Raw genomic sequence first — 15,563 nt, 5'->3', positions numbered from 1 at the left:
CTCGGCTATTAAAACAACGCAAAACGCATTGCTTTTTAACATAGTGGCAAACGTATTCGCAAACGAATTGTGTGTTGTGTGAGGTCGATCTGCCTAGTCGTCCTCCTCCTCAGGCGGTGCGAATCCACGCCGCATGGTATTCTCGGTAACGACCCGCGGCTCCATGAAGTGCAGCATGTAATCGGGCCCCCCGGCCTTGGTGCCGCTGCCGGACATGCGCGAACCGCCAAAGGGCTGGCGCTCGACCAGGGCCCCGGTGTTGTTGCGGTTGATATACAGGTTGCCGACGCGGAATTCATGCCGCGCCCGCTCGATGTGCTGCGGGCTGCGGCTGAAGATGCCGCCGGTCAGGGCATAGCAGCTGGCATTGGCCCAGGCGATGGCCTGGTCGAAGTCTCTGGCACGCATAACCGCCAGCAGCGGCCCGAAGATCTCCTCCTGAGCGATGCGGTGTTCGGGGGTAATGTCGCCGAAGATTGTCAATGGCACCCAGTAGCCCTCACCATCCGGAATCGGGCTGGAATAGAGCAGGCGCCCCTCCTTTTTGCCGATTTCGATATATTCCAGAATCCTGCGCTGGGCAGCCGCCTCCGCTACGGCCCCCATGCTGTAGGCGGGGTCCTCGGCCGGTCCCACCCGGTACACCTTGGCCGCTTTGACCAGACGATCGACAAATTTGTCATAGACCGCATCCAGTACGATCACGCGGGAACAGGCCGAACATTTCTGCCCCTGGAAGCCGAAGGCCGAGTAGAGTACATGGGGCAGCGCCTCGTCCAGATCGGCATCGTCGTCGATGATGATGGCATTCTTGCCGCCCATTTCAACGACGACCTTTTTGATGCTGGTCTGACCGGGGTGCACCCGGGCGGCCCGTTCGATGATGCGCAGACCGACCTCCAGTGAGCCGGTGAAAGCGATCAGCGCGACATCGGGGTGATCGACCAGGAAATCGCCGATGACGGAACCCTGGCCGGGGAGATAGTTGAAAACACCTGCCGGCAGGCCGGCCTCCCGGAAGATCTCCACCAGCCGCCAGCCGACGATGCCGGTCAGGGTGGATGGTTTGAAGACCACCGGGTTGCCGGCCACAATCGCGGCCGAGGCCATGCCCAGGCTGATGGCCAGGGGGAAGTTCCATGGTGCGATGACCGCTGCCACCCCCCGGGGTTCGTAGAAATAGTGATTGACCTCGCCCGGTGCGTGGCCGCTGCGGCGGGGTTCGCCGAGACGGATCATCTCGCGGGCGTAATATTCCAGGAAGTCGATGCCCTCGCTGACATCGGCATAGGCCTGATCCCACTGCTTGCCGATCTCCAGCACCTGCCAGGCGGATAGTTCAAAGATGCGCCTGCGGGCCGCTACGGCAGCCTGCAGCAGATAGTGGGCGCGGTCGCGGGGCGGGGTGTCGCGCCAGGCCGGAAAGGCCTTTTGGGCTGCGGCAATCGCCTGAGTGACCTCAGCGGTGCCGGCCTGGCAGAGCCTGCCCAACACCTCACCCGGTTTGGCGGGGTTGAGCGAATCAACCGTGTCGTCCATGATGTATTCCCGGCCATTGATATAGAGCGGGTATGTCCTGCCTAGTTGTGAGCGTATGTTGGCAAGTGCCAGGGGGAAGGCGGCCCGCTGGTCGGCCTGAGTGAAGTCTGCCTGCGGTTCGTTGGCAAAGCGCGGCAACCCTGAGGGTGCGCTTCCGGATTCCGGCGGTGTTTGTGGGCGGGCAGCACGCTCCCGCTGGGCGGTAACGCCCGGATCCTCCAGCAGCCGCTCAATCTGGGCCTCCCCGGCAAAGCTCAGGCGCAGGAAGGACTCATTGGCAGTGTTCTCCAGCAAACGGCGCACCAGGTAGCCCATGCCGGGGACCATCTCGCCATAGGGACAGTACAACCGGACGCGGCCGGCAACCGTGAGGATGCCCTTGCGGACCGGTTCGGCCATGCCGTACAGCATCTGGAATTCATAGCGCTCTGCGGGTACGTTCAATGCCTGGGCCAGTTCCATGACCGCCGCGATCGAACGGATATTATGGGAGCCGCAGGCAAAGTGGCAGATCCGGTGGTTTTCAAGGATCAGCCGCGACTGGCGTTCAAAGGCGGCATCACTCTCGGCCTTGATCTGCCAGACCGGGATCTCCCAGCCGTTCTGCCGGGCCTTGATGCACTCAAAATCCCAGTAGGCGCCTTTGACCAGCCGTACCGCAATCTGCGTGTTCTGTTCCCCGGCCCAGGTCAACAACTCGCTCAGATCCCGGTCCGTGTCCTTCAGGTAGGACTGCAGGGCGATGCCGATATGGGGATAATCACGGTACTCCAGCTTCAGGCGCTTATACAGTTCGAGGATGATGGCCTTATGGCGGTACGATTCCATATCGATGCAGAGGAAGCCGCCCTGCTCGACGACCTTGGCGGCAATGCGGCGCAACTGCTGCAGCATGGCCTGCACAGTGCCTTCGAAATTTAGCGGGCTGGCCAGGGCGAAGAGTGCGGTCGGTTTTACGGCAACATGTATCCGCGGGGCGTATCCCCAGTCCAGGCCCGGATTTCCGTCGGTTCCGGGCAGTCCCTGCCAGTTTCGCTGCTCCTTTGAAAGCCCCTCCAGCAGCTCCAGGTAGGTGGCGACGTATGCTTCGGCCTCTTCGACCGAGAGTGTCGCCTCGCCCAGCACATCGATCACCGCGGCAAATCCCTCTTTGCGAAGTTTTCCGATGTTATTGAGCGCCTCCCTGCTGTTTTCACCGATAATGAACTGCCGGGCCATCTCCTGGATATTGGCGGCAATAAACTTATTGAGCACGCTCCCGCCCAGGGAACCGAGCATGCCGGCCATCTTTGCCCCCTGGGCCAGAACCGGAGGCATATCTTTTTCTTCGCCAAAATACTCGCGGATGTGGTCGGTGAGCTGTCTACCCGTGGTCAGGGACGGGAAGGCATCCACGAAGCGAAACAGCTGGATCTTGAACTGTTCGTTCTGCATGCTCCAGTCCATGACCTTGCCGATCCAGTTCCCCTTGTTGAAGAGCGACGGTTTCGCACCGGAAATGGTTGCAAAAATCGCTTTGCCGCGGGATATGATTCGTTCGTTGAGAACCCTGCTTTCCATGTGCGTGCTCCTTGGTGGTAGAGTCGCTATTTGCTGACGGAGTCAGCAGATGAATTCTTAGACAGTTGAAAGCGGATCTCTCGTATTTCAGAGATGGCTTACCTGCATTTATATTACACCAGATTAAGTTACAATCATCGACTTGACAGAGCAGAATTTGACTTTATTGTTATTAAACAGAATTTAACGTAATAGACTGGTCTTTCTGAAACAGTTTGTATGTGAGGTTAATGTAAATGATTCATTACGGAGGATTACCTGTGAAAACTATACTTGCAGGATTACTAGCTGCCATGTGCGTATCCGTTTCGGTGCCCGTGTTTGCCGGACACCCATTGGCAACCGATGACACCGGCACCCAGGGCTTTCTGAAGTTTCAGGTGGAGACCACCGCCGAATTTGGCTGGGATAAGGAAACGGAACACGCCATAGCTACAACGTCAGATTATCAGAATCTGAATGTCGCTGTGACCGCCGGGGTGCTCGATTCCCTTGATCTGGTTCTTTGCTATCCCTATACCTGGCAACATATCGAGGATACCGGCGGGAACAAAACAGACAACAGCGGTTTCAATGACCTGTCTCTGGCATTTAAATACCGTTTTCTGGAACTTGGTCCGGCAAGTTTTGCCATCAAGCCTTCAATTACGGTTCCCACCGGCAACCGCGACAGAAACCTTGGCGCCGGGCGGGCCGCTTATGGTGCTACCCTGATCTCGACGTATGATCTGAAGCCTGTGGCCGTCCATGCCAATGTCGGCTACACGAATCAGCGGTACACTGATGCCGACAAGGATGGTGCGCGAGAACATCTCTGGAACTTTTCTCTGGCAAGCTCTATTGAAGTCATGAAGGGCTTGCAACTTGTAGCAGAAGTTGGTACTGGCACAACTCCTGACAAAAATATAAACGTCTGGACATCCTTTATAACGGGAGGTGTAATCTATTCCGTTGTTGAGAATCTGGACCTGTCACTAGGCGCAAAGGGTGGCTTGAGTAGACCTGCTACCGATTTAGCGCTTTTGGCCGGCATCACCTTCAGATTGCCTTAACAATATTCGATTATATTGACAATTAATGCTGTAAGCATCTGCGCTTCCAATAGAAAGCGCCGTGCATCCAGTTATGGTCGCACGGCGCTTTTTATGTTAAACCCCCAGAGTGACGCTTAATCCATCTTGACCGGTACTTTTGCCTTGAGCACGTACTGGCCGCCTTTGACCGCCAGCAGCGCCAGAGGCGACTTGATCGGTTCACGGTTGTTGCGAATAGTGATCGTGCCGGAAACACCTTTGAAGTCCCTGGTTGTGGCAAGGGCTGCCTTGAAGACTTTCGGATCAGTGCTGTTGGCGCGCTTGATTGCATCGGCCAACATCATCAGACCATCGTAACCCTGCGCATCAAAGAGTCCGGGGAGGGCGCCATTGAACTTTTTCTTGAAGGTATCGATAAATCTGGCGGTCTCAGGGGTGGCTTGCTCGGCAGAGAACCCGAGGGCCGACATGGAACCTTCAACAGCGTCGCCCCCCAGCTTGATGAATTCGGGGGAAAACAGGCCATCGCCGCCGAACATGTTGACCTTGAGCCCTTGTTTGCGGGCTTCCTTCATGATCAGGGCACCTTCGGTATAGTAGCCGGAGAAGAAGATGACGTCCGGCTTTTTTGCCTTGATGTTGGTGACCTGGGCCGAGAAGTCCTTGTCGCCGTCTTTGACCTTTTCATCGGCAACGATCTCGATGCCTTTGCCTTTGGCGGCATCGCGGAAGGTCTGGGAAAAGCCGACACTGTAGTCATTGTTATCGGAGGTGATGATCGCCACCTTCCTGTATTTGAGATCGTTGGCAAAGTAATTTATGCAGGCCGGGATGGAGACGCTGTCCAGCAGGGTGTTGCGGAAGATGAAATCCCCGGTCTCGATCAGGCCGGGGCCGGTAGCGCCGGCAGAGAGCATGACCACTCCCGCCTTCTGGGCGATGGGCGCCACAACCTTGGAGATGCCGGTGGTCGGATCACCCAGGATGGCGACGACCTTGTCGCGGCTGATCAGCTTCTGGGCAACGGCTGCGCCTTCCTGCTTGTCGCCGCGGTTGTCGGTTTCGATGATCTCGATTTTCCTGCCGTTAATGCCTCCGGCGGCATTGATCTCATCGGCAGCCATTTTCATCCCTTCCAGAGTCGGTTTGCCGAACATGGCCACATCACCGGTCAGGGCGCCCATAAAGCCTATCTTGACGGTGTCACTGGCCGTCTTGGGGGTTTCTTCCTTTTTGCAGCCGGCATTAAGCGCCAGGGCCACTGTTCCTGCCAGCAGCAGTGCCGCAATTTTGTTGATGTTCATCGTTCTCTCCCTTAGCTGAGCGATTTTAGGGTGTTAATACCATAGATTGCGCATTTGTAATACTTTTTTAGCGTGGTATATACGAATGCAGGTCGTATCGATCTACCCGCAATAGTTCTGCAGCCAACTCCCTACTATATGCGGGAATCAACCTGGATCGTCAGCCCTTGCAACCCATGTGAAAACCGCGGGTACTTCTGGTGCCGCGTAACAGAGGCGTTATAGGCGGGTGCAATCTTTAACAGGTTTTCCCCTGCTGCAAGCGTCAGTTCCCTAGTAACTACAACCCCCGCCTGTGGAACAGCTATCGCAATCCGGTGAGTACCCGGTTCAAGCAGCAGCGTTTTCTTGAACACGTATTTCCATCCGGTTCCCGCTTCAGGATTATCCCTGAAGTCTCCGTGCAGATCCTCCAAAACAGGTTCGGCTAGCAGTTCCAACGGTTGGCCGTCGATATTGACAAGTACTGTATAGTCTGGATCACTATGCTTAATATAGGTGTTGACGATTCGAGCCCGGAACGTTTTTACCGGGAATTCTATCTCCAGCAAGGCCTTCCCCGGGACGCCCGGAGTATCCTGGACTACCCGGAAGACATCCTGCCGGGTTTTAACCGATGCCTTCAGTACCGCTTCATGGTTGCAGGCACAACCAGTCAGTGCAGCTGAGATAAACATCAGTGAGGCTGCAAGCATCATTATCATATGTTTTGTTTCACTAAATCGCATCTCTGCCCCTTTCATTTGTTCGTATCAATACGATATCGTCAACCGTAGAGACAAAGATCTTTCCATCACCCGTATTGCCGGTATGGGCGTATTTCTGGATGACATCGACGACCTGATCAACCATTTCATCATGAACAACAACCTCCAGCTGGATCCGCGGAATGAACTCCACCATCTCATACACAATTTTATCCGCAGCGTTTTTTGCCCTGCTTTTGCCGAAGCCTTTGATCTCGCAGATTGTCACTCCCGGCAGGCCCTCAATCTGGTGGAGTTCTTCGGTTACTTCCAATAACTTTGCTGGTCTGATGATTGCTTTTATCTCTTTCATATAGTTCTCCCTGTTACGACTAATGTTGAGGTCACTCCCACATGCTACATCTCTGCATCGTCTTCTCTCTTCTCAAACCAGCTGTACACGGACGGAATGATCAGCAACGTCAGCAGGGTCGATGTTACCAGGCCTCCCACGACAACGGTTGCCAGCGGCTTCTGAATTTCCGAACCGGCCCCGCCGGCAAACAGCATCGGGATCAGGCTGAATATTGATATGGAAGCGGTCATCAGCACCGGGCGCAACCGGTCGAGGCTACCTTTTCTGATGGCCTCCGGCAGTTCCAGTCCTTCCTCGCGCAGCTGCGCAATGCGCGACACCAGTACCAGGCCGTTCAATACGGCCACACCGAACAGGACCACAAAGCCGACCGAAGCCGGAACGGACAGGTACTGGCCCGAGAGGAAGAGTGCGAAGACGCCGCCGATCAAGGCAAAGGGCAGGTTGGAAATCACCAGCAGCGCCAGGCGAATGGAGCGGAAGGTCGTGTAGAGCAAGAGCAGGATCAGGGCGACCGCTACCGGGCCGATGATCATCAGCTTGCTCATGGCCCGCTGCTGGTTTTCAAACTGGCCGCCCCAGGTGAGATAATAACCGGGGGGCAGCTTGACCTTCTCCCCTATCTTCTGTCTGGCTTCGGCGACAAAACTGCCGATATCCCGGCCGCTGACGTTCATCTCAACGCCGATTCTGCGGATGCCATCCTGGCGGCTGATCTGCACCGGCCCCTCGATCATCTTGACGTCCGCCAACTGTTCGAGCGGTACGTTGATACCGGTTTTGGTGGTGATCAGCAGATTCCTGATCGCTTCCAGCGAGTTGCGTTTTTCTTCCGGCAGGCGCACGGTGATGTCGAAATTCCGGTTCAGTTCATAGAACTGGGAGGCCGACTTGCCGGCCACCGCGATTTCAATTACCTTCTGCACATCGCTGATATTCAGGCCATAGCGGGCGATCCTGCTCCGGTCGATGTTGATCGTCAGGTAGGGCTGCCCGGAGACCTTTTCCGCATTGAGGTCGGTTCCCCCCCGGACGGTGGAAAGCACCTTGGCGATCTCGGTCGATTTTTGACTGAGCACATCAATATCTTCGCCAAACAGTTTGACAATCAGCCCGGCGCGGGTGCCGGCCACCAGTTCGTCAATGCGGCACTGGATCGGCTGACTGAACCCGAAACTGATCCCTGCCACTGATTCCAGCGATGTGCGCATCTCGTTAACCAGCTCTTCCTTGGAGATGTCCCGCTTCCATTGATCCCGCGGCTTGAAAATACCGACATAGCCGGTCTTGTCGACTCCCCTGGTATCCATGGCAACACCGGTCTGGCCGATGCGCCCGACAATCGTATCCAGCTCGTCGAATTTTTTCAGTCGTGCCGCCGCCTGCTGATTCACCTCCAGCGCCTTTGCCAGGGAAACGCCCGGCAGCATGGCGATGTCCATATCAAACGAGCCTTCGTCCATAGCGGGGATAAACTCGGTGCCCAGTTTTGTCACCAGAAACAGGGACGCGATCAGAAACAGACCGGCGATCCCCAGAATGGTTTTTTTACTGTTCATGGCATATTCCAGCAGCGGCAGATACCCGCGCGTGGCATGCTTCATGATGAAGCTTTCCTTTTCCGGATGCGGTTTCAGGAAGAGGATGCAGAGCACCGGAATAACAAAGATGGAGAGGAACAGCGATGCCAGCAGGGCAATGGCAACGGTGATCGCCAGCGGCCCGAACATCTTGCCTTCGATCCCTTCCAGCGACAGGATCGGAATAAAGGTGATGGCGATGATCAGTTCGCCGAAGATGCTCGGCTTCCTGACCTCCATGACCGCCTTCAGCACCGTAAACAGTTTGGGGTGCCTGCCCCCCTCCTCGCTCAGATGACGCTGGACGTTTTCCACCTGGATGATGGTGGTATCGATGATCATGCCGATGGAGATGGCCAGGCCGCCCAGCGACATCAGGTTGGCGCTGATGCCGGCCAGCTTCATCACGATGAACGTGGCCAGCAGCGACAGCGGCAGGGCAATCAGCACCACCAGGCTGCCCCGGATGCTGTTCAGCAGCAGGTACAGCACGATCAGCACAAAAATGGAGCCTTCGATCAGCGCCCGGTTGACCGTGCCGACGCTGGCATTGACAATATCGCTGCGGTCGTAATAGGGCACAATTTTAATGCCGTCCGGCAGCATATTGTTGCCGTTGATCTCAGCAACCTTCTCCTTTATCCGGCGCACGACGTCGCGGCTGTTTTCGCCGCGCAGCATCATGGCGATGCCGCCGACACATTCCGTGCCGTTCTTGATCGATGCACCCATGCGCACCGCTTCGCCGACCTTTACCTGGGCCACATCCCGGATATAGGTTGGCGTGCCACCGGAGGATTTCAGGACGATGGTTTCAATGTCACTGATATCCTTGATCAAGCCGACACCGCGCACGATGTACTGGTCCGTACCCCGTTCGAGCACATTGCCGCCGACGTTTTCATTATTTCTGCCGATGGCCGAGTAGACATCATCAACGGTTAAGCCGTATTTCAGGAGTTTTTCGGGGAAGACGACCACCTGGTACTGTTTGAAGTAGCCGCCATAGGAATTGATCTCATTCACCCCGACAACACCCTTCAACTGCGGGGTAACGATCCACTCCTGAACCGTGCGCAGGTTGGTCAGGTAGGCAATCTTCTGCTGGGGATCATCCGGCATCCGTCCTTCCAGGGTGTACTGATAGACTTCCCCCATGGCCGTGCCGATCGGTCCCATGGCCACTTCAACCCCTTTGGGAACCTTCTCTTTCGCTTCGGCCAGGCGCTCGAAGACCAGCTGCCGCGCAAAATAGATATCCACCTTGTCCTTGAAGACGATGGTGACGATGGACAGGCCGAATTTCGTGACCGAGCGCATCTGCTCAATGTCCGGCAGACCGCGCATGGACATCTCGATCGGGTAGGTGACATTGCGCTCGATCTCGATGGCGGACAGCCCGTCCGCGTGACTGACAACCTCGACCTGGATGTTGGTCACATCCGGATAGGCGTCAATCGGCAGTTTCAGATAGGAATACGTCCCGAAGGCGACGATAAGAAGGGAGAGAAAGACCACCATGCCCTTCTGCTTCAGTGAATAGGCTATTATTTTCTCTAACATTAGTGGTTATGCCCCTCCAGCGCGCCTTTTTTGGCCTCTGACTTCAACACGAAGCCGCCTTTGACGGCATAGCGTTCCCCCTCCTTGAGGCCGCCGGTTATTTCAACCATACCGGCTGCGGCACGACCCAGCGCGACCGGACGCTTTTCGAACTCCGTACCGCTTTCCGTGACGAACAGCAGCTTCCTGCCGTCCAGCTCCTGCACGGCATCCTCGGGCACCGCCAGGACAGGCGGCGCATCGGCAGCCAGCGCCAGTTCGGCCGTGGCAAACATCTCCGGCTTCAGCTTGCGCCCCGGGTTGGCAACCTCGATCCGCGCCTTGACCGTGCGGGTGGCTTCATTGACCTGGTCGGCAATGTAGGTGATGCGCCCCTTCAGTCTCAGGTCGGGAAAGGCGCCGACGGTGACGACCGCTGTCTGACCCTTGCGCACCTTGGCCAGATCCTTTTCAATGATGTCCACCATCACCCAGACGTAGGAAAGGTCGGCCACGGTGTAGAGGCTTTTGGAGGGATCGGAGAGCTCGCCGACGATGGCGTGCTTCTCGGTGATGGTGCCGCCGATGGGCGACCGGACCGGCAGGAGCGGCCGTTTGTGGTTATCACCCTTGAGGTCTGACGCGGAAACGCCATACAGGGCCAGGCGCTCTTCGTCGGTATGCAGTTCGGTCTGGGCGGTCTTGAAGTCGGTCTCCGCCAGAAGGATGTCCTTGCGGGCCGCAATCTTCTTCTCCACCAGTCCCTTGATCCGATCCATGCTGGACTGGGCCAGGGCCAGCTTTGTTTTTGACTGGTGATAACGGCCCAGGGCTTCGCCCAGCTCGACGCTGTCCAGGGTCGCCAGGGCCTGTCCGGCGGAAACGCTGTCACCCAGAGAAGCCCTGACGGCAACGATCTTTCCCGAGATGCGCGGCGAGACATGGGCAATCCGGTCGGCATTGGCCTCTACCTTGCCGGTGGCACTGATAATGCCGGCCAGCCGCTGCCGTTTTGCGGGAGCAACGACCACGCCGTTCTGTTTCTGCGCCTCGGCAGTCATCGTAACCCTGCCTTCCCCTTCATGCTCGTCGTGACCTTCATGGCCTGTTTTTTCTTCTGTATGCCCTTCTTTGCCCTCAGCATGGCCGCCCGCCTTTTCCTCCTTGTGGCCGGCCTCCTGCTTTTCTGCCTGTTCGCCGCCGCTGGTCTGCTGGGTAAAGCGGTAGTAAAGTCCGCCCCCCAGAGCCAGAGCCAGGACAAGTCCGATTATGATTGCTTTCCTATTCACCGCATACCTCCGCTAAGATCGATTGCTGCTGCTGTTTCCAGTTTACGTAATGCCACACGTCTGTCGTGCACCGCTGACAAATAACCATCGTTGACCTCAAAGAACTTCTTCTGCTCATCGATCACGGAGAGCATCCCCACCTCACCCAGACGGTAGGCTTCCTGGGTCAGCTTCAGGTTCTCTGTCATTCGCGGGATGATACCCTGCTCAAACAGAGTGAGGATCCGTTCCGACGCTGAGAATCGTGAGAGAGCGGCTTCAACCTCGGCGGTGACCGTCCGTTCCAACGCCTCTCGCCGGGAATCTGCGGCATCCAGTTTGTATCGGGCTGCCGCCCGACCGCCCTGGTTGCGGTCAAAGAGCGGGATCGGCATGGACAGGCGCAATCCCAGCTGGGTGTCGTTGCTGGTTGAAAACATGCCGCCCACCTCGGTCGAGCTCCGCTGCCATTGGGCAAAGAGCCCGGCCGTGAGATTGGGCAGTGCCTCGACTTTAGCCAGACGATGCTCAGTTTCAGCCTTGTCATGTTCACGTGCAAGCGCCAGCAGGTCAGGGCGTGAGGCCAGGGCCTGTTTTACGAGTTCCTGGGCAGCAGGAGCTGCTGTCTGCGCAGAAAAATTACCTGACAGATTGATCTCATGTTCGTTCAACCCGGTCAGCGATGCGATTTTTATGCGCAGCGGAATCCGTTCCCGTTCAACCTCCAGCAGGCGGCTTTCTGCCCGGGCCAGTTCGACCTTGGCAAGATTCAGGTCAAGTTCGGGGATATCGCCTGCCGTGAAACGCTCTCCGGCGATGGCCACCAGGTCGCGATTGAGTTGTAGCAGGTTTGCCGCTAGCTCCTGGCGTTTGACAGTCAGGAAGTAGTCCAGCGCCAGGGTGGCAGCTTCGTCCTTCAGCAGCCGCACGCTGTTATCGCGCTGTCGTTGCAGGGCTTCGGCTTCCCACTGCCCGGCTTCGCGGCGCAGGCGCAGTTTGCCGTACATGGGCAGCTCCTGGTTGATGCCGATCGAAATGGAGTGCTCGTCAGGGCTGCCTGTCAGGCTGCCGGTGGAGCCCTGCAGTTCCAGGGTCGGATTGCTGATTATGCCTGATTGACGAGCAAGCGACTGTTGTGCCAGCACGTCCTTATCCAATGCGGCCAGTTCGGCACTGTGTTTCAGCGCCAGTGTGATGATGTCATTGATACTGCGGGGAACGGGCTCGGCCTGTACCTGCAGGCACATACATGCCGACAGCAACAGAGCGAGGACAATTCCGCGCGCCAGTGTTGAGCGTGCCACGGATAAACCTCCGGATAGATGTATAGCGGCTGCGTGCGGGGACACGAAGGCCGTTTGTTGAAAGAGTTACAATTGGGTTATTGCGGGAAACAGATGGTTATTCGGCGGCTGAATCGGGTGGAACGAAGAGGGAAAGAAATACTTCCGGGATGTGTCGGGTGATTTCAGAGGGGTACAGATAGGTGAATGAGCGTGAATGGATAAATGTCAGGGCTGATGAGGACAACGGCGCCTGACATGGACAACCGCAGTCGCCGCTACAACAATGGTCGAAGGGTGTGTTTGATGGTGAGGGGGAACAGGGGCAGTCGCTTTCGTGAATCTGAGACAGGTCATGTTCATGCTGAGCGCTGGCCGTGTCATGAATGCCTGGCAATTCTCCGGCGCATGACACATGTTCGCCGAACGATATTACGAGGCCGGAAATGGTCGCAAACAGGAGCAGCAGGGCACATATGCGTCGGGAATTAAAGTTCATTGCCGGCAATCCTAACAAGTCGGCACTTCTTTTACAATACTATTTTTATCGTAAATCTTTTGTGTTACGTGGCAACCCCTCTTGTACTCAGAGGGGCAACAACATGTTTTCCCTCAGTCATTAATGGTGTCACCAGCCCGCTCTGCAATGGCCACCGCATCCAGCAGAACGGCTTCGCCATCCGGCAGGAGTATCTGCGCGGCGACAAAAGCCCCGTCCGTTTCTTCCCGGATGTCTCCCTGATCGACAGATGCGATCCTGATAACCCGCTCTACCAGAAAGGCCAGTGACGCGATGCGGGTATCCAGGACGATCACCTTCTCAGCTGCGTGGTTGCCGGGGAGGCCGAGAAACATGGCCAGATCCATAACGGCTACGATGGTGCCATGAAAGCTCATTGCGCCCGGGTAGCAGGGGGGGGACATGGGTATCGGCCAGGTGGCCGGCTGCTCTTCTACCTCTGCCACCTGGGCCAGATCAAAGGCGAAAAGCCGGCCTGCCAGTGTAAAAATCAGATATTTGCGTGCGTCGTTTGTCATGCCTGACGCTGTTCACCTGAAGTGACCTGGAAACGTTCGACTACGGTCAGGAGCTCTTCCGCCAGCTGCGTCAGCTCTTTGGTGGCAAGGGCCATATCCTGCATGGCGGCCAGCTGCTGTTCCGTTGCGGCAGAAACCTGCTCCGTGGAGGCGGCATTGTCGTCGGCCACCTTGGCAATCTCATCGACGGCCTGGACCATTTTCTCTGATCCTTCCAGCTGCATCTGGGAGAGGTCGGCGATACTGGAGGCCTTGCGCTCCGTCTCCACAACGGTTTTGAGAATCTCCTGGAAGGAGCTGGCGGTTATGTCGATATTTTTTTTGCCTTCCTTGATGGAGCGGGTGCTCTCCAGGATAACCTGATGGACCTGATGGCTCTCCTCCCGCAGATTTTCGATCATTTCATTGATGTCGGAAGCGGATTTGGCCGAGCCGTCGGCCAGTTTGCGCACCTCCTCGGCCACGACCGCAAAGCCTTTGCCGTACTCGCCGGCGCGAGCCGCCTCGATGGACGCATTCAACGCCAGCAGGTTGGTCTGGCGGGCCACATCCCCGATGAAATCGGCAATTTTACCCACCTTCTGCAGTTTGCTGTTGAAGAGGGCGAACTGTTTGGCGATCATCTCCTGGTTCTCGAAAAAATCCTTCATCCGCTCCAGGGAGTCGCTGGCCAGCTTGTTGCCCTGCTGGGCGGTCAGGCTGGTTTCTCGGGCGGCCTTGGCGGTCTCGCGTGCTCGCGCAGCTACCAAGTCGATGGAGATGGCCATCTCACGGATAGTCCGGGAGCTCTTCTCCACCATCTCGGCCTGGGTCTCGGCCCCGCGCGAGATGGACTCGATGGCCTGGGCCACCTCCTCGGTGGAGGCATTGATCTCAAGCGCGGTAGAGTTGATTTCTCGCGCCGATGAGGACAACTGTCCCGAGGTCTTCTTGATGTGTCCTACCAGGTCGCGCAGGTTTTGCATCATGACATTGATCAGCCCGGCCAGTTCGTGGGTTTCATCAGGAAAATGCGATGACCTGAGGGTGACATTGCGGGTCAGGTCACCGCGGCTGATGGATTCCGCTGATTCGGTCAGTTTGCCGATATTGGCGGTAAAGCTCCTCGAAAAGAGCCCCCCCAGAATCATGCCAAAAGCCAGTGCAAGGGCAATCCCCAGACTGCCGGACATGTCACTGGAGTAGCCAAGCAGCGTGACGAGGACGGGGCTGGAGGCAACAACGGCGATGACTACGACAAATCCGATGATGAATTTATAACCTATGGGAATCCGCATGCTACCCCTCCGCATAATTTCTGTATAATTGGTAACGTGAGTGTTATGTACGCCGGTAAATCCGCTCCACGGGGCAGACCGCTTCAAAGCGTCGTCGTACGTCGCCGACCAGGGTCTCGGATTTTCCCAGCACAAGTATACCACCGGCCGGCAGGATTTCTGCAATCCCGTTCAGGATCCGTTCCTGATCAGGGCGATTGAAGTAGATCAGCGTGTTGCGGCACAACACCAGATCGCTGGGAAGATACTCTGCAGTGTCGGTGATATCGCCCTGAAGAAATGTCACCATCTGGCGTATCTCGGGCACCAGACGAAAACGGGGGCCGTTTGGGCGAAAATAGTGCTCCCTCATCTCTGCCGAGACCTCTTTGAGGCGGTCCTCCATGAATTCGGCCTGCTGTGCGTACTGGATGGTATGTACGTCAATGTCGGTGCCCTGGATGACGACCGGTACCGTGCGCATCTCCTTGCTGAAGTATTCCCGAAACAGGATTGCCAGACTGAAAGGTTCCTCGCCGCCTGCGCATCCCAGGCACCAGACCCGCAGCGTATCGGTGCCGTTTGTCATGCAGGCACTGAAGAGTCCGGGTATGACTTCGAGCCGCAGTTTTTCATACATGGAGGGGTTTCTGAAAAACTGGCTGACATGGATGGTGAGCGCCTTCTGGAGCAGATCAAGCTCCAGCTGGCTCTGGCGCAGCAGATTGCAATATTCGGCAGCATCGCGGCTGCGCGTGGAGCGCATACGGATGGAGACGCGCCGCTTCATGCACTTATCCTTGTAGACAGACAAGTTGAAATTGCGATACATATTCAGGATCATGCCGATTTCGGTGAGCTCTTCGTCAGTGATCTCGGCATGGGCCAGGTTGTCAGAAGATACAGTTGTCACTGCCGTAGTCCTTACATGGAGTACCAGGAGCCAGGTTTGCTGACTGTCCATCTTCCGCAGCGGCTTTGCGTGGGCCATTGCAGACAGCCTAGTATCTCTACCACGAAGCCGGCAACGGTGCAACAGCCAGAATGGAATTGCCCGGATGCCGACACGCTGGCAGGGTGTTTGCAGATTCGGAAAC

General features: G+C 56.7%; 12 protein-coding genes. 1 reads left to right on the top strand and 11 read right to left on the bottom strand.

Annotated features, from left to right (window positions below):
* Window positions 1–93: 93 nt before the first annotated feature.
* Entirely contained in the window at window positions 94–3,099 is a 3,006-nt protein-coding gene (gene pruA, locus ACOCF6_RS10760) for an L-glutamate gamma-semialdehyde dehydrogenase (protein ID WP_482460385.1), read from the bottom strand.
* Window positions 3,100–3,359: 260 nt separating this feature from the next.
* Here pruA and ACOCF6_RS10755 point away from each other — a divergent pair, with 260 nt between their 5' ends.
* Window positions 3,360–4,151, top strand: a complete 792-nt coding sequence (locus ACOCF6_RS10755; protein WP_482460384.1) for a transporter — start codon at window positions 3,360–3,362, stop codon at window positions 4,149–4,151.
* Window positions 4,152–4,267: 116 nt separating this feature from the next.
* On the opposite strand, the gene ACOCF6_RS10750 is transcribed toward ACOCF6_RS10755, so the two are convergent.
* The 10 genes from ACOCF6_RS10750 to ACOCF6_RS10705 form a co-directional block, all read right to left on the bottom strand.
* Window positions 4,268–5,437, bottom strand: a complete 1,170-nt coding sequence (locus ACOCF6_RS10750) for an ABC transporter substrate-binding protein (RefSeq protein ID WP_482460383.1) — start codon at window positions 5,435–5,437, stop codon at window positions 4,268–4,270.
* 134 nt (window positions 5,438–5,571) lie between these two features.
* On the bottom strand, window positions 5,572–6,114 hold the full coding sequence (locus ACOCF6_RS10745) for a hypothetical protein (protein ID WP_482460382.1): 543 nt from the start codon (window positions 6,112–6,114) through the stop codon (window positions 5,572–5,574).
* Window positions 6,115–6,154: 40 nt separating this feature from the next.
* Window positions 6,155–6,496 (bottom strand): P-II family nitrogen regulator, encoded by a 342-nt coding sequence (locus ACOCF6_RS10740; RefSeq protein ID WP_482460381.1) that lies wholly within the window; start codon window positions 6,494–6,496, stop codon window positions 6,155–6,157.
* Between the two features lie 44 nt (window positions 6,497–6,540).
* The gene (locus ACOCF6_RS10735) at window positions 6,541–9,642 is read right to left on the bottom strand and encodes an efflux RND transporter permease subunit (protein WP_482460380.1); all 3,102 of its coding nucleotides are present in this window, start codon (window positions 9,640–9,642) and stop codon (window positions 6,541–6,543) included.
* Window positions 9,642–10,910: an efflux RND transporter periplasmic adaptor subunit gene (locus ACOCF6_RS10730; RefSeq protein WP_482460379.1), complete on the bottom strand. Its 1,269-nt coding sequence runs from the start codon at window positions 10,908–10,910 to the stop codon at window positions 9,642–9,644. The genes ACOCF6_RS10735 and ACOCF6_RS10730 overlap by 1 nt, the downstream gene beginning before the upstream one ends.
* Window positions 10,907–12,193 carry a TolC family protein gene (locus tag ACOCF6_RS10725; RefSeq protein ID WP_482460378.1) on the bottom strand — a complete coding sequence of 429 codons (1,287 nt, stop codon included), beginning with the start codon at window positions 12,191–12,193 and terminating at the stop codon, window positions 10,907–10,909. Before ACOCF6_RS10725 ends, ACOCF6_RS10730 begins: the two co-directional genes overlap by 4 nt.
* A gap of 97 nt (window positions 12,194–12,290) precedes the next feature.
* Complete coding sequence (locus ACOCF6_RS10720) at window positions 12,291–12,671, bottom strand: hypothetical protein (protein ID WP_482460377.1); 381 nt, start codon at window positions 12,669–12,671, stop codon at window positions 12,291–12,293.
* Between the two features lie 113 nt (window positions 12,672–12,784).
* A complete protein-coding gene (locus tag ACOCF6_RS10715; protein ID WP_482460376.1) occupies window positions 12,785–13,210 on the bottom strand; it encodes a chemotaxis protein CheW in 426 nt (141 codons plus the stop codon).
* Window positions 13,207–14,487 carry a methyl-accepting chemotaxis protein gene (locus ACOCF6_RS10710; RefSeq protein WP_482460375.1) on the bottom strand — a complete coding sequence of 427 codons (1,281 nt, stop codon included), beginning with the start codon at window positions 14,485–14,487 and terminating at the stop codon, window positions 13,207–13,209. The genes ACOCF6_RS10715 and ACOCF6_RS10710 overlap by 4 nt, the downstream gene beginning before the upstream one ends.
* A 43-nt stretch (window positions 14,488–14,530) precedes the next feature.
* Window positions 14,531–15,457: a CheR family methyltransferase gene (locus tag ACOCF6_RS10705; RefSeq protein WP_482460374.1), complete on the bottom strand. Its 927-nt coding sequence runs from the start codon at window positions 15,455–15,457 to the stop codon at window positions 14,531–14,533.
* Window positions 15,458–15,563: the final 106 nt, after the last annotated feature.

This window comes from Geobacter psychrophilus (assembly GCF_056821595.1).
This window is presented reverse-complemented; position numbering and strand designations above follow the sequence as displayed.

Coding starts and splice junctions, on each gene's coding strand:
- pruA (WP_482460385.1), bottom strand. CDS start 3,099: ATGGAAAGCAGGGTTCTCAACGAACGAATCATATCCCGCGGCAAAGCG.
- ACOCF6_RS10745 (WP_482460382.1), bottom strand. CDS start 6,114: ATGTTTATCTCAGCTGCACTGACTGGTTGTGCCTGCAACCATGAAGCG.
- ACOCF6_RS10750 (WP_482460383.1), bottom strand. CDS start 5,437: ATGAACATCAACAAAATTGCGGCACTGCTGCTGGCAGGAACAGTGGCC.
- ACOCF6_RS10740 (WP_482460381.1), bottom strand. CDS start 6,496: ATGAAAGAGATAAAAGCAATCATCAGACCAGCAAAGTTATTGGAAGTA.
- ACOCF6_RS10720 (WP_482460377.1), bottom strand. CDS start 12,671: ATGAACTTTAATTCCCGACGCATATGTGCCCTGCTGCTCCTGTTTGCG.
- ACOCF6_RS10705 (WP_482460374.1), bottom strand. CDS start 15,457: ATGGCCCACGCAAAGCCGCTGCGGAAGATGGACAGTCAGCAAACCTGG.
- ACOCF6_RS10710 (WP_482460375.1), bottom strand. CDS start 14,487: ATGCGGATTCCCATAGGTTATAAATTCATCATCGGATTTGTCGTAGTC.
- ACOCF6_RS10715 (WP_482460376.1), bottom strand. CDS start 13,210: ATGACAAACGACGCACGCAAATATCTGATTTTTACACTGGCAGGCCGG.
- ACOCF6_RS10735 (WP_482460380.1), bottom strand. CDS start 9,642: ATGTTAGAGAAAATAATAGCCTATTCACTGAAGCAGAAGGGCATGGTG.